This window comes from Citrobacter freundii complex sp. CFNIH4 (genome assembly GCF_002934505.1).
GTDB classification, from domain to species: Bacteria; Pseudomonadota; Gammaproteobacteria; order Enterobacterales; family Enterobacteriaceae; genus Citrobacter; species Citrobacter freundii.
The window spans coordinates 561,696-576,313 of the sequence record NZ_CP026231.1; the positions used below are offsets into that span (position 1 = coordinate 561,696).

Consider the following 14,618-nt stretch of genomic DNA (forward strand, 5'->3'; position numbering starts at 1 on the left):
TGAGGGGAGTCGGCTGGAAACGAAAATGCCGGATGACGATACTCACGTATCTTATCCGGCCTACAAGCAATGTGCTTTTTTGTAGGCCGGATAAGGCGTCAGCCGCCATCCGGCATAGAAGATGTGACGATTAACTTACCAGACGTAAGTCAGCAGGTTCTGCGAGTTTGGCACCATAAAGTCGACGGACATCATCACGGAAAGCGCGGTAATGGCGATGATGGAGAAACCGAACAGCTTGCGCGCCCAGACTTTGTCATCTTCCACTTTATAACCGCGCAGCGCCATGCCCAACCACCAGACGCTCACCGCCGCAGCAACAATCAGGTATTTATAACCTGCATAGCCGCCCAGGGTTAGCATCAGCGTGGCGATAGCAAATGCGATGATATACAGCGTGATATGGTTTTTCGCGACTGAAATGCCTTTCACCACCGGCAGTACTGGGATGTTGGCAGCCTGATAATCCTTAAAGCGGAAAATCGCAATCGCGTAAGAGTGCGGCATCTGCCACAGGCTGAAAATAGCCAGCAGAATCAGCGCACCGCTATCGAACTCACCGGTTACGGCGCAGTAGCCAATCACCGGCGGCGCAGCGCCGGAGAGTGAGCCAATCAGCGTGCCATAAACGGAATGGCGCTTCATGTACAGGCTATAGACGCCCACATAGACCACGAAGCCCATTACCCCCAGCCAGCAGGCCAGAGGGTTCGCGCCAAACCACAGCAGCATAAAGCCAGCAATACCCAGCAGGGTGGCGTATACCAGTGAGACCGCAGGGGAAATCAGACCTTTAACCAGCACGCGGTTTTTGGTCCTCTCCATCTTCCTGTCGATATCCCTGTCGATGTAGTTGTTAAATACACAACCCGACGCCACAACCAGTGACACCCCAACCAGCGTGTAGATAAACAGGGGATAATCAATGCTGCCTTTCGAGGCCAGCAGGAACCCCCCAATCACCGAGATCAGGTTGCCAAAGATGATGCCTGGTTTCGTTACTTGCAGGTATTGCTTAAACATCATAATCGCCGCTCTTAGTGCATCATCATGTTGTAGTTAAGGTTCCACATAATCCAGATGGAGCCCACAACCAGGATGGCGATGATTAGCACAGTAAAGACAAAGGCCGTCATGTTCCAACCTTCATCAGATTTGCTATTCATGTGCAGGAAGCACACCAGGTGCACCAGAATCTGTACCACTGCCATTGCCAGAATAGTTCCCAGAATGACGGCCGGAGAGGCAGAACCTGTCATCACCATCCAGAACGGAATAACCGTCAGGATGATCGACAGGATAAAACCTGTCATGTAGGTTTTTACGCTGCCATGGGATGCGCCGCCGCTCTCGTTAGCATGACTCATTACATCGCCCCCATCAGATAAACAACAGTGAACACACAGATCCATACCACATCCAGGAAGTGCCAGAACAGGCTCAGGCACATGATGCGGGTACGGTTAGTACTGGTCAGGCCGCGACGAGCGACTTGCACCATCAGAACCGCCATCCAGATAAGACCGGAGGTGACGTGCAGACCGTGCGTGCCGACCAGCGCGAAGAACGCAGACAGGAAACCGCTACGATCCGGGCCCATGCCGTTAACAATCAGGTGATGGAATTCATAGAGTTCCATCCCGATGAATCCGGCACCGAACAAGAAGGTCAACGCCAGCCAGGAGATAACCTGGCTCTTGTTGTTCTTGTACATGGCAATCGCTGCCATGCCGTAAGTAATGGAGCTGAATAACAGCAGGAATGTTTCAACCAGAACGAACGGCAGTTCAAAAATGTCTTTACCTGTTGGGCCACCTGCGGTGCCATTCACCAGAACGGCATAGGTTGCAAACAGAATAGAGAACAGAATGCAGTCGCTCATCAGGTAGACCCAGAATCCGAAGATCTTGGTCTGGCCTGCATCGTGGTGCCCGTGTTCGTGCGCGTGGGCAGTCGCGTGCGTTAAAGTATCAGTTGCCATTTTTCAGCCCTGCCTTAGTAATCTCATCGAAATGCTGGTTTTCCAGTTTTTCGACTTCCGGGACCGGCACGTAGTAATCCACGTCTTCATCAAAGCTTTTCACAATCCAGCTGATGATCATGCCTGCGAAGCTTGCAATCGCCAGCCACCAGATATGCCAGATCATGGCGAAACCAAACAGTGTTGCGAAGGCGGTAATGACGATACCGGCACCGCTGTTCTTCGGCATATGAATTTCTTCATAGTGCGCAGGCTGCTTGTACGCTTCACCTTTTTCTTTCATTTCCCAGAAGGCATCACGCTCGTGAACGTGCGGCACAACGGCAAAGTTATAGAACGGAGGCGGGGAAGAGGTTGCCCACTCCAGCGTACGACCACCCCATGGGTCACCGGTCAGGTCACGATTCTGCTCGCGGTCGCGAATAGAGACGTAAATCTGAATCAGCTGGCACAGGATACCCAGTGCAATCAGCGCAGCACCGCAGGCGGCAACGACCAGCATCGGATGGAACTGCGGGTCAATCTGCTGGCTGAGGCGACGGGTCATACCCATGAAGCCCAGCACGTACAGCGGCATAAATGCCACGAAGAACCCGATGATCCAGAACCAGAATGCGCGTTTACCCCAGGTTTCGTTCAGCGTGAAGCCAAACGCTTTTGGCCACCAGTAGGTCATACCTGCGAAGCAGCCAAATACGACGCCGCCGATGATAACGTTATGGAAGTGCGCAATCAGGAACAGACTGTTGTGCAGTACGAAGTCTGCACCCGGAACCGCCAGCAGTACGCCGGTCATGCCGCCAACTGAGAAGGTCACGATAAAGCCAATCGTCCACAGCATCGCTGAGTGGAATACGATACGGCCCTGATACATGGTGAACAGCCAGTTGAAGATCTTCACCCCGGTCGGGATGGCGATAATCATGGTGGTAATACCGAAGAAGGCGTTTACGTTAGCGCCTGCACCCATGGTGAAGAAGTGGTGCAGCCAAACAACGAACGACAGAACGGTGATACACACGGTTGCCCACACCAGCGAGGTGTAACCAAACAGACGTTTACGTGAGAAGGTTGCCGCGATTTCGGAGAACACCCCGAAGACCGGCAGAACCAGGATGTACACTTCCGGATGGCCCCAGGCCCAAATCAGGTTGATGTACATCATCATGTTGCCGCCCATATCGTTGGTAAAGAAATGGGTACCCAGATAGCGATCCAGGGTCAGCAACGCGACGGTAACCGTCAGGATTGGGAAAGAGGCGATAATCAGGATGTTCGCGCACAGAGACGCCCAGCTGAATACCGGCATCTTGAACATGGTCATTCCTGGCGCACGCATCTTAATGATGGTCACAAAGAAGTTGATACCGGTCAGGGTTGTACCAATACCGGACAACTGGACTGCCCATATCCAATAATCGACCCCGACGCTTGGACTGTACTCTATTCCCGAGAGCGGCGGATACGCCAGCCAACCGGTCTGTGCGAATTCACCTACGCCCAGAGACAGGTTAACCAGGATTACGCCGACAACGGTGAACCAGAAGCTCAGGTTGTTCAGGAACGGGAATGCAACGTCACGTGCACCGATCTGCAGTGGAACCACCAGGTTCATCAGACCGATAACAAATGGCATTGCCACGAAGAAGATCATAATCACGCCGTGAGCCGTGAAGATCTGATCGTAGTGGTGAGGAGGCAGGAAGCCCGCTTCACCCGCAGAAGCCAGCGCTTGCTGACTACGCATCATGATGGCGTCGGCAAAGCCACGAATCAACATGACGATTGCAACAATGACATACATGATGCCAAGGCGTTTGTGGTCAACCGAAGTCAGCCACTCTTTCCACAGGTAGGTCCACTTACCGAAGTAAGTGATTAGGCCCAGTAAGGCCGCACCACCGATGATAATGGCAGCGATCGTAACCATGACAATGGGTTCATGGAACGGCACTGCATCCAGCGTCAATTTTCCGAACATCGTATTCTTCCTCGGCCCCTTAGTGAGCGGATTCCGCGTGGCTCATGTCCATGCCTTCCATGCCTTCGTGTGCGTTGTGCTCACCTTCGGGTTGGGTCATGTCCATGCTCTTACCGTGAGCCATAAATTTGTTAATAACATCTTTAAACAAATCGGGTTTCACGTTGGAGAAGTATTCCACCTGGTTGTATTCGCTTGGCACAGCCACTTTCTCGAACGCAGCCATGTCGCTCATGGTGTTCGTGGACTGTTTAGCTTTAGCAACCCATTGGTCGAATTCGGCGCGGTCCTTTGTTGCGATAGCCTTGAACTTCATACCGGAGAAGCCTGGTCCGCTATAGCTTGCGGAGATACCATCATAAGTACCGACTTCGTTGGCGATCAGATGCAGTCGAGTCTGCATGCCGGCCATGGCATAAATCTGGCTACCCAGACGCGGGATAAAGAAGGAGTTCATCACGGAGTTGGATGTCACTTTGAACTCAACCGGAGTATTCGCCGGGAAGGCGATTTCATTCACGGTAGCGATACCTTGTTCCGGATAGATGAAGAACCATTTCCAGTCCATGGAAACCACTTCGATGGTAATGGGCTTCTCGTCATGCGCCAGCGGTTTGCTTGGCTCAAGAGCGTGAGTGGTTTTCCAGGTCAAAACGGCAAGGAAAATGATGATTAAGATCGGCACCGTCCAGACCACAGCTTCCACTTTATTGGAGTGTGACCAGTTCGGGCTGTACTTCGCATCTTTATTGCTTGCACGATACTTCCAGGCAAAACCAACAGCCATCAAGATGGCAGGAATAACGACAATCAACATCAGGCCAAATGCCGTCAGTATCAGTGAACGTTGTTCCAGTCCAATCTGTCCTTTAGGGTCAAGCAGCGCAGAATTACAGCCACTGAGTAACGCAGTGCCTGCAATTAATGACAACCATCCCAAACTTTTATTGTATTTCCTGAGTCTCATTTAACGACCTCAATTCCACGGGACCGGGTGGCGTTTAAAGTGTGAGGGCATTTTACGGGAAGGTTACATTACTGTAAACATCCTTGGATCTGTGTTACTGGGTTCTGCCGTGCGTGTCACATATGTTGCAATATATGTCGCTTTGACTTTAAGAACCTGTTGCAACATCACGTTATAACGAAAGCAGGCAGGCGGGGGACAGGCTGAGGGTAATTGGTATAACCAATACGAAAATAAAACAATTGCTTAACAATTGATTATCAATAAAAAGACAATTTGGGAACAAAAAATAAATCTGTAGTGGCTGAATCGAGTAAGGAAAATAAAATATATAAAAGGCGTCAATAATTTCCAAATTCTTTGGCGCACAAAATAACAAATATTATTTTTATCAATTGTTGTTTATTTAGCCGTTATAATTACGCAAGGTGATTACAACGGCTTATTAATACGGTTTTTTACGCCAGACGGTTTTTGCGCAGAGCCAGATAATCCAGCAATCCGCCAAAAATCACCCCGCAGACCGCGACCGCCACCGAGACTTCAAGCAGTTCCGGCAGGAAGGAGAAGTTGGTGTAATCCAGCGCGTTCATGGTTAACAGTAGCAGCCAAACCAGCAGCAAGCAGCAACCCACTACCAACGTCATTAATGCCAGACTGTACGCTCCACGAAATTCCGTACGCGGAATAAAGCTTTCATTTTGCCAGCTATGTTCCAGGGTCTGGCGACATACCAGCAGCAGTATGAGGCCGGGGATCGCGGCAAACACGGAGAACAGATAAAACGTCGGCCAGCCGTGTGCTTCGACAAACCAACCCGCTACCGGGCCAACATAAACGCGACCAACGGCTGAAAGCGCGGAGAGCAGGGCGAACTGGGTCGCTGAGAAGGACTTATTGCACAGCGTCATTAATAAAGCGACAAACGCCGCTGTGCCCATTCCGCCACACAGGTTTTCAAAGAAGACGGCGGCCGCCATACTGAACATGTGTTTGTCAGTGATGGACAATAGCCAGTAGCCTGCATTTGACGCCCCTTGCAGGATGCCAAATATCAGCAATGCGCGGAACAGCGAAAGGCGCTGCATCAGGATCCCACCGTACAATGCACCAACGATGGTTGCCAGAAGCCCGAGCGTTTTATTCACCACACCAACCTCACCCGCATCAAATCCAACGCCGCGGATCAAAAAGGTGGTGGTCAGGCTCATGGCGAAGGCATCCCCGAGCTTATACAGCACAATAAGCAGCAGGATAAGCCAGGCGTTGTTACGACCAAAGAAGTCTCGCAGCGGAGCCGCAACCGCCTGTTCCAGCGTTTTAGGTACCGGAATGGTGTCAGTCGGTTCAGGTGCTAACAGGGTGGCGATGATACAAGGAATTAACAGCGCTGCCATCAGCCAGTACATCCCTTGCCAGCCCAGCCAGCGATCGGCCATCCACAGGGCCAGTCCGCCTGAAACCAGCATCCCTAATCGATAGCCCAGCACGCTGATTGCCGCGCCGGTGCCGCGTTCTTCTGCGGGCAACACGTCGGTTTTCCAGGCATCAAAGACGATATCCTGCGAGGCCGAGCAAAAAGCGATCACTACTGCGAGTGCGGCCATCCAGCGTAACTGTGTGCCAGGCTCCAGAAAGCCCATCGCGGCGATAGAAATTAACAACAGCGCCTGGGTCGCCAGCAGCCAGCCGCGACGTCGACCTAAAAACGGTGGCGTGTAACGGTCCATCAACGGGGACCAGAGAAACTTAAATACGTAGGCCTGACCTACCAGGGAAAAGAAACCGATGGTTTTAAGATCGATATTCTCGACCGTCATCCACGCCTGAAGCGTACCGGAGGTGAGTGCGAGCGGTAAACCGGAGGCGAACCCCAGAATAAGCAGGATAGCTGAGCGTGGTTGCTGAAAAATACGTAAGTAATGACTGGACATGGGCTTCTATAGGCCCGACGAACGCCGGGCCATATGGGCAGAAATTAACGAGCGTTCTGCTTGATGAAATCGTGAACGCTGGTGTCCTGAGACATATCAGCGATGGTGTCGGTCAGCACGCTGTTAACGGCGTCAGCGATATTTTTGTTAGAGGCCTGCAGTGCGCCTTCAACAGAATAGCTTGCGCGGTAGTTTTTGGTCATCTTGTTGCCGTTAGCAGCGGTCGCAATGATGGCGATATCTGCTTTGGTGGCAATGTTATAGCGCACGCTACCCTGAGACACGTCAGCGTACAGCTGGCTAACAATGATTTGCAGGTTTACAGCGCCGTTTGGTCCAATCATATAACCGCGTGCGGTCATCTGTTTTTCCAGTACTTCTTGCAGCAGGAAGCGCAGATCGCGGGACGCAGTCAGCGTAACCAGTTGGTTGTCGCGGGTGACTTTTGCCAGCGCTTGATCCTGACGCTGGTCGGCACCGTTGATGCTAACGGTCACGCCCATCAGGCTTGGGTCCTGCTGTGGCAGGGTAATTTTCGGGGAGACTTCAATAGTGGTCGGCGGCGTTGCGCATCCAGCTAACATGAACATCGCGACTAACGGGAAGAGGATTTTTTTAAACATGCCAGGGCTCTCAGCGAATCTAAATTGTATGGTTGGAGAAAATTCCCGCCATCATAACATCGCCAACGATGAGGGGAAGTGGGTAACGCATGTAAATTCATTGTGTTGTCCGTTTTATGGCTTTGTGGAGACCATAAACGGACTTTTTGCAATAAATCGAAGTGAGGATTCAGTGAACTTCATCCGTTTGGCTGAGAAAATCAGACAAGCGCTAATTTTTTGTTGCTAAGGTGTAATGAAAACGGTAAAAGCGGCTAGTATTTAAAGGGATGGGTGACATCTCAGCGTTGTCGGAGGAAAATTTCATGATGATTCGTGAGCAAATAGAAGAAAAATTAAGGGCAGCGTTCGAACCCGTGTTCCTCGAAGTTGTGGATGAAAGCTATCGTCACAATGTCCCGGCTGGTTCTGAAAGCCACTTTAAGGTTGTGCTGGTTAGCGATCGCTTTACAGGTGAACGTTTTCTTAATCGTCATCGGATGATTTACAGCACGTTAACGGCGGAGCTTTCCACAACCGTTCATGCTCTTGCCCTGCATACCTACACCATTAAGGAGTGGGAAGCGTTGCAGGATACGATTTTTGCATCGCCTCCGTGTCGTGGGGCGGGAAGCATCGCGTAAAACGGATTTGCAACAACCGACGCTTTTCCAGTATGTTGCTACAGATTATGTGAAAACGGCCTGCGGGCCGTTTTGTTTTGTCTGAATTCTGGGGCAGTCGTACAGTATTCAGACAAAAATTAGCCGGGAATTGTGAAAAAAGCCGCAGCAACGCGCGATAACCGTTCTCGACTCATAAAAGTGATGCCGCTATAATGCGCGTCTTATTTTTCGGAATGTCTTCGGGATGATTCTGACGACAGGGAATGTGATTGCTTATGAGAACATCCCAGTTCCGCGAAGCCAACAACCTGTGCTTGCGGAGAAGAGTTGACCGAGCACTGTGATTTTTTGAGGTAACAAGATGCAAGTTTCAGTTGAAACCACTCAAGGCCTTGGCCGCCGTGTAACGATTACTATCGCTGCTGACAGCATCGAGACCGCTGTGAAAAGCGAGCTGGTCAACGTAGCGAAGAAAGTGCGTATTGACGGTTTCCGCAAAGGAAAAGTACCGATGAATGTTGTTGCTCAGCGTTATGGCGCATCTGTTCGCCAGGACGTTCTGGGCGACCTGATGAGCCGCAACTTCGTTGACGCGATCATCAAAGAAAAAATCAATCCGGCTGGCGCACCGAACTACGTTCCGGGCGAATACAAACTGGGTGAAGATTTTACTTACGCGGTAGAGTTCGAAGTTTACCCGGAAGTTGAGCTGACTGGTCTGGAAGCAATCGAAGTTGAAAAACCGGTTGTTGAAGTCACCGACGCTGACGTTGACGTGATGCTGGATACCCTGCGTAAGCAGCAGGCTACCTGGAAAGACAAAGACGGCGCTGCTGATGCAGAAGACCGTGTAACCATCGACTTCACCGGTTCTGTAGACGGCGAAGAGTTCGAAGGCGGCAAAGCGTCTGACTTCGTACTGGCGATGGGTCAGGGTCGTATGATCCCAGGCTTTGAAGAAGGCGTTAAAGGCCACAAAGCTGGCGAAGAGTTCACTATCGACGTGACTTTCCCGGAAGAGTACCACGCTGAAAACCTGAAAGGTAAAGCCGCTAAGTTCGTTATCAACCTGAAGAAAGTTGAAGAACGCGAACTGCCGGAACTGACTGAAGAATTCATCAAACGTTTCGGCGTTGAAGATGGTTCCGTAGCAGGTCTGCGCGCTGAAGTACGCAAAAACATGGAACGCGAGCTGAAAGGCGCTGTGCGTAACCGCGTTAAGTCTCAGGCGATCGAAGGTCTGGTAAAAGCTAACGACATCGACGTTCCGGCTGCGCTGATCGACAGCGAAATCGACGTTCTGCGTCGTCAGGCTGCACAGCGTTTCGGCGGCAACGAGAAACAAGCTCTGGAACTGCCGCGTGAACTGTTCGAAGAACAGGCTAAGCGTCGCGTAGTTGTTGGTCTGCTGCTGGGCGAAGTGATTCGCACCAACGAACTGAAAGCTGACGAAGATCGCGTTAAAGGCCTGATCGAAGAGATGGCTTCTGCTTACGAAGATCCGAAAGAAGTGGTTGAGTTCTACAGCAAAAATAAAGAGCTGATGGACAACATGCGTAACGTCGCTCTGGAAGAGCAGGCTGTTGAAGCCGTTCTGGCGAAAGCGAAAGTGACTGAAAAAGCCACTTCCTTCAACGAGCTGATGAACCAGCAGGCGTAATTCGTCGCTTTTTTAGCTCGAATTTCGTACGCAAGCCCGTCACCTTTTGGTGGCGGGTTTTTTTTTGTCACGCATTTTGCATGGGAAGAGTGCGAAAACAGCGTTTCAGTGTTAGCGTTACAACAAAAGATTGTTATGCTTGAATTATGGCGATGTCGTACCCATTACTGAGGGATTAGCTGATAATCCGTCCATAAGGTTACAATCAGCACAGCAGGTTTTTTCAAATTTTATCCAGGAGACGGAAATGTCATACAGCGGCGAACGAGATAACTTTGCACCCCATATGGCGCTGGTGCCGATGGTCATTGAACAGACCTCACGTGGTGAGCGCTCTTTTGATATCTATTCTCGTCTACTTAAGGAACGCGTCATTTTTCTGACCGGCCAGGTCGAAGACCATATGGCTAACCTGATCGTGGCGCAGATGCTGTTCCTGGAAGCAGAAAACCCAGAAAAAGATATCTACCTGTACATCAACTCCCCTGGTGGAGTGATCACTGCCGGGATGTCTATCTATGACACCATGCAGTTTATTAAGCCGGACGTCAGCACCATTTGTATGGGCCAGGCGGCCTCAATGGGGGCGTTCCTGCTGACCGCCGGGGCGAAAGGCAAACGTTTTTGCCTGCCTAACTCTCGCGTCATGATCCACCAGCCTCTGGGCGGTTACCAGGGCCAGGCAACGGATATTGAAATTCATGCCCGTGAAATCCTGAAGGTAAAAGGGCGCATGAACGAACTTATGGCGCATCATACGGGTCAATCTCTTGAGCAGATTGAACGTGATACCGAGCGCGATCGCTTCCTCTCCGCTTCTGAAGCGGTAGAGTACGGTCTGGTCGACTCGATTTTGACCCATCGTAATTAATGCCCAGTGCGCAGGTGTGCCGCTATAATTACCTGGAGCGGCACAACGCTGACTAGCGTCTTGCGCCTGATAATGGCATTTGCGTCGTCGTGTGCGGCACAAAGAACAAAGAAGAGGTTTTGACCCATGACAGATAAACGCAAAGATGGCTCGGGCAAATTGTTGTACTGCTCTTTTTGCGGCAAAAGCCAGCATGAAGTGCGTAAGCTGATTGCCGGACCATCCGTGTATATCTGCGACGAATGTGTTGATTTATGTAACGACATCATTCGCGAAGAGATTAAGGAAGTAGCACCGCACCGTGAACGCAGTGCGCTGCCGACGCCACATGAAATTCGCAACCACCTGGACGATTACGTTATCGGTCAGGAGCAGGCGAAGAAAGTGCTGGCGGTCGCGGTATACAACCATTACAAACGTCTGCGCAACGGCGACACCAGCAATGGGGTTGAGTTGGGCAAAAGTAACATCCTGCTGATTGGTCCGACGGGTTCCGGTAAAACGCTGCTGGCTGAAACGCTGGCGCGCCTGCTGGACGTTCCGTTCACTATGGCCGACGCCACCACGCTGACCGAAGCCGGTTATGTGGGTGAAGATGTTGAAAATATTATTCAGAAACTGTTGCAGAAGTGCGATTACGACGTGCAGAAAGCACAGCGTGGGATCGTCTATATCGATGAAATCGACAAGATTTCTCGTAAGTCTGACAACCCGTCCATTACCCGTGACGTTTCCGGCGAAGGCGTACAGCAGGCGCTGTTGAAACTGATCGAAGGTACGGTTGCCGCCGTTCCGCCGCAGGGTGGTCGTAAACATCCTCAGCAGGAATTCCTGCAGGTTGATACCTCCAAGATCCTGTTTATCTGCGGTGGTGCATTTGCCGGTCTGGATAAAGTGATTGCTAACCGTGTTGAAACTGGCTCCGGCATTGGTTTTGGCGCAACGGTAAAAGCGCAGTCTGATAAAGCCAGCGAAGGTGAACTGCTGTCGCAGGTCGAACCGGAAGATCTGATCAAATTTGGTCTGATCCCTGAGTTCATCGGTCGTCTGCCGGTTGTGGCAACCCTGAGCGAACTGAGTGAAGAAGCGCTGATTCAGATCCTCAAAGAGCCGAAAAATGCCCTGACCAAGCAGTACCAGGCGTTGTTCAATCTTGAAGGTGTTGATCTGGAGTTCCGTGAGGAAGCGCTGGATGCGATCGCCAAGAAAGCGATGGCGCGTAAAACCGGTGCCCGTGGTCTGCGTTCTATCGTCGAAGCCGCGCTGCTCGACACCATGTACGATCTGCCTTCTATGGAAGACGTCGAAAAAGTGGTGATCGACGAGTCGGTGATTGGCGGCCAGAGCAAGCCATTGCTGATTTACGGTAAGCCGGAAGCACAACAGGCATCTGGCGAATAATTCATCAATTCATACAGACATTTAATTAAAAAGGGGGGATTTTATCTCCCCTTTTATTTTTCCGTAAACATGGCGTTGAATGTGTGGGAAACATCCCCATATACTGACATACATGTTAAAGGTGGTGTGAAGCACAGTCGTACCACCTGATTACCTGGCGGAAACTAAACTAAGAGAGAGCTCTATGAATCCTGAGCGTTCTGAACGCATTGAAATCCCCGTATTGCCGTTGCGCGATGTGGTGGTTTATCCGCACATGGTCATACCCTTATTTGTAGGGCGGGAAAAATCTATCCGTTGTCTGGAAGCGGCTATGGACCATGATAAAAAAATCATGCTGGTCGCACAGAAAGAAGCGTCAACGGATGAGCCGGGTGTAAACGATCTTTTCACCGTCGGGACCGTGGCCTCTATTCTGCAGATGCTGAAACTGCCTGACGGCACCGTAAAAGTGCTGGTCGAGGGGTTACAGCGCGCGCGTATTTCAGCGCTGTCTGACAACGGCGAGCATTTCTCTGCGAAAGCAGAGTACCTTGACTCGCCTGCTATTGATGAGCGCGAACAGGAAGTGCTGGTGCGTACTGCTATCAGCCAGTTCGAAGGCTACATCAAGCTGAACAAGAAAATCCCACCAGAAGTGCTGACGTCGCTGAACAGCATCGACGATCCTGCACGTCTGGCGGACACCATCGCAGCGCACATGCCGCTGAAGCTGGCTGACAAACAGTCCGTGCTGGAGATGTCCGACGTTAACGAACGTCTGGAATATCTGATGGCGATGATGGAGTCTGAAATCGATCTGCTGCAGGTTGAGAAACGCATTCGCAACCGCGTGAAAAAGCAGATGGAAAAATCCCAGCGTGAGTACTATCTGAACGAGCAGATGAAAGCTATTCAGAAAGAGCTCGGCGAGATGGACGATGCGCCGGACGAAAACGAAGCGCTGAAGCGTAAGATCGACGCGGCGAAAATGCCGAAAGAGGCAAAAGAGAAAGCGGAAGCGGAACTGCAGAAGCTGAAAATGATGTCTCCGATGTCGGCGGAAGCGACCGTAGTGCGTGGCTACATCGACTGGATGGTTCAGGTACCGTGGAATGCGCGTAGCAAGGTCAAAAAAGACCTGCGTCAGGCGCAGGAAATCCTCGATACCGACCATTACGGTCTGGAACGCGTCAAAGATCGTATCCTTGAGTATCTCGCGGTCCAAAGCCGTGTGAATAAAATCAAGGGGCCGATCCTGTGTCTGGTTGGGCCGCCTGGGGTAGGTAAAACTTCTCTGGGGCAGTCCATCGCCAAGGCGACCGGGCGTAAATACATCCGTATGGCGCTGGGCGGCGTGCGTGATGAGGCTGAAATTCGCGGTCACCGCCGGACCTATATCGGTTCTATGCCGGGTAAACTGATCCAGAAAATGGCTAAAGTGGGTGTTAAAAACCCGCTGTTCCTGCTTGATGAGATCGACAAAATGTCTTCCGACATGCGTGGCGATCCGGCTTCCGCACTGCTTGAGGTGCTGGATCCAGAGCAGAACGTGGCGTTCAGCGATCACTACCTGGAAGTGGACTACGATCTCAGCGACGTGATGTTCGTTGCGACCTCTAACTCCATGAATATTCCGGCGCCGTTGCTGGATCGTATGGAAGTGATCCGTCTGTCCGGTTATACCGAAGACGAGAAGCTGAATATTGCAAAACGTCACCTGTTGCCGAAACAGATTGAGCGTAACGCGCTGAAAAAAGGTGAGCTGACGGTCGACGATAGCGCCATTGTAGGCATTATTCGTTACTACACCCGTGAAGCGGGCGTGCGTAGTCTGGAGCGAGAAATCTCCAAACTGTGCCGTAAAGCGGTGAAACAGCTGTTGCTCGACAAGTCACTGAAACATATCGAGATCAATGGCGATAATCTGCACGACTATCTGGGCGTACAGCGCTTTGATTATGGCCGCGCGGACAACGAAAACCGCGTTGGTCAGGTAACCGGCCTGGCGTGGACGGAAGTGGGCGGCGATCTGTTGACCATCGAAACCGCCTGCGTACCGGGTAAAGGTAAACTGACCTACACCGGTTCTCTGGGTGAAGTCATGCAGGAATCTATTCAGGCTGCACTGACCGTGGTACGTGCGCGTGCGGGAAAACTGGGTATTAATCCGGACTTTTACGAAAAACGCGACATTCACGTTCACGTACCTGAAGGAGCGACGCCGAAAGATGGCCCAAGTGCGGGTATTGCCATGTGTACCGCGCTGGTTTCTTGTCTTACCGGTAACCCGGTTCGCGCCGACGTGGCGATGACCGGCGAGATCACCCTGCGTGGTCAGGTTCTGCCAATCGGTGGTTTGAAAGAAAAACTGCTGGCGGCACACCGTGGCGGTATTAAAACGGTCTTAATTCCTGATGAGAACAAACGTGACCTGGAAGAGATTCCGGATAACGTAATTGCCGATCTGGACATCCATCCGGTGAAACGCATTGAGGAAGTTCTGGCTCTTGCGTTGCAAAATGAACCCTCTGGAATGCAGGTTGTGACGGCAAAATAGTGACCTCGCGCAAAGAGCATTAATAAAAACAGGGCTGGCAGGCCATTTCGGGCTTG

At 51.4% G+C, this 14,618-nt stretch carries 12 protein-coding genes; 5 read left to right on the plus strand and 7 right to left on the minus strand.

Annotated elements, in window-relative coordinates; translation table 11 throughout:
• Positions 1-135: 135 nt before the first annotated feature.
• From cyoE to C2U41_RS02920, 7 genes are all read right to left on the minus strand, one after another.
• Entirely contained in the window at positions 136-1,026 is an 891-nt protein-coding gene (cyoE, locus tag C2U41_RS02890; protein WP_003835956.1) for a heme o synthase, read from the minus strand.
• 11 nt (positions 1,027-1,037) lie between these two features.
• Positions 1,038-1,367, minus strand: coding sequence for a cytochrome o ubiquinol oxidase subunit IV (locus tag C2U41_RS02895; protein WP_003021607.1), 330 nt, complete (start codon positions 1,365-1,367; stop codon positions 1,038-1,040).
• Positions 1,367-1,981, minus strand: a complete 615-nt coding sequence (locus C2U41_RS02900) for a cytochrome o ubiquinol oxidase subunit III (RefSeq protein WP_003831007.1) — start codon at positions 1,979-1,981, stop codon at positions 1,367-1,369. The genes C2U41_RS02895 and C2U41_RS02900 overlap by 1 nt, the downstream gene beginning before the upstream one ends.
• The gene (gene cyoB / locus C2U41_RS02905; RefSeq protein WP_003021610.1) at positions 1,971-3,962 is read right to left on the minus strand and encodes a cytochrome o ubiquinol oxidase subunit I; all 1,992 of its coding nucleotides are present in this window, start codon (positions 3,960-3,962) and stop codon (positions 1,971-1,973) included. Before cyoB ends, C2U41_RS02900 begins: the two co-directional genes overlap by 11 nt.
• A 19-nt stretch (positions 3,963-3,981) precedes the next feature.
• Positions 3,982-4,929, minus strand: coding sequence for a cytochrome o ubiquinol oxidase subunit II (gene cyoA / locus C2U41_RS02910; protein WP_003021613.1), 948 nt, complete (start codon positions 4,927-4,929; stop codon positions 3,982-3,984).
• 458 nt (positions 4,930-5,387) lie between these two features.
• Positions 5,388-6,863, minus strand: coding sequence for a muropeptide MFS transporter AmpG (gene ampG / locus C2U41_RS02915; RefSeq protein ID WP_003847579.1), 1,476 nt, complete (start codon positions 6,861-6,863; stop codon positions 5,388-5,390).
• A 44-nt stretch (positions 6,864-6,907) separates the two neighbouring features.
• A complete protein-coding gene (locus C2U41_RS02920; protein ID WP_003021617.1) occupies positions 6,908-7,486 on the minus strand; it encodes a lipoprotein in 579 nt (192 codons plus the stop codon).
• Positions 7,487-7,791: 305 nt separating this feature from the next.
• Between C2U41_RS02920 and bolA the strand changes: the two genes are divergently transcribed.
• The 5 genes from bolA (at position 7,792) to lon (ending at position 14,562) form a co-directional block, all read left to right on the plus strand.
• Positions 7,792-8,109: a transcriptional regulator BolA gene (bolA, locus tag C2U41_RS02925; RefSeq protein WP_003021619.1), complete on the plus strand. Its 318-nt coding sequence runs from the start codon at positions 7,792-7,794 to the stop codon at positions 8,107-8,109.
• A 343-nt stretch (positions 8,110-8,452) separates the two neighbouring features.
• The gene (gene tig, locus C2U41_RS02930; protein WP_003021622.1) at positions 8,453-9,751 is read left to right on the plus strand and encodes a trigger factor; all 1,299 of its coding nucleotides are present in this window, start codon (positions 8,453-8,455) and stop codon (positions 9,749-9,751) included.
• Positions 9,752-9,998: 247 nt separating this feature from the next.
• The gene (clpP, locus tag C2U41_RS02935) at positions 9,999-10,622 is read left to right on the plus strand and encodes an ATP-dependent Clp endopeptidase proteolytic subunit ClpP (RefSeq protein ID WP_003021624.1); all 624 of its coding nucleotides are present in this window, start codon (positions 9,999-10,001) and stop codon (positions 10,620-10,622) included.
• Between the two features lie 126 nt (positions 10,623-10,748).
• Complete coding sequence (gene clpX, locus C2U41_RS02940; RefSeq protein ID WP_003831013.1) at positions 10,749-12,023, plus strand: ATP-dependent protease ATP-binding subunit ClpX; 1,275 nt, start codon at positions 10,749-10,751, stop codon at positions 12,021-12,023.
• A 184-nt stretch (positions 12,024-12,207) separates the two neighbouring features.
• Positions 12,208-14,562, plus strand: a complete 2,355-nt coding sequence (gene lon, locus C2U41_RS02945; protein WP_103848453.1) for an endopeptidase La — start codon at positions 12,208-12,210, stop codon at positions 14,560-14,562.
• Positions 14,563-14,618 lie beyond the last annotated feature (56 nt).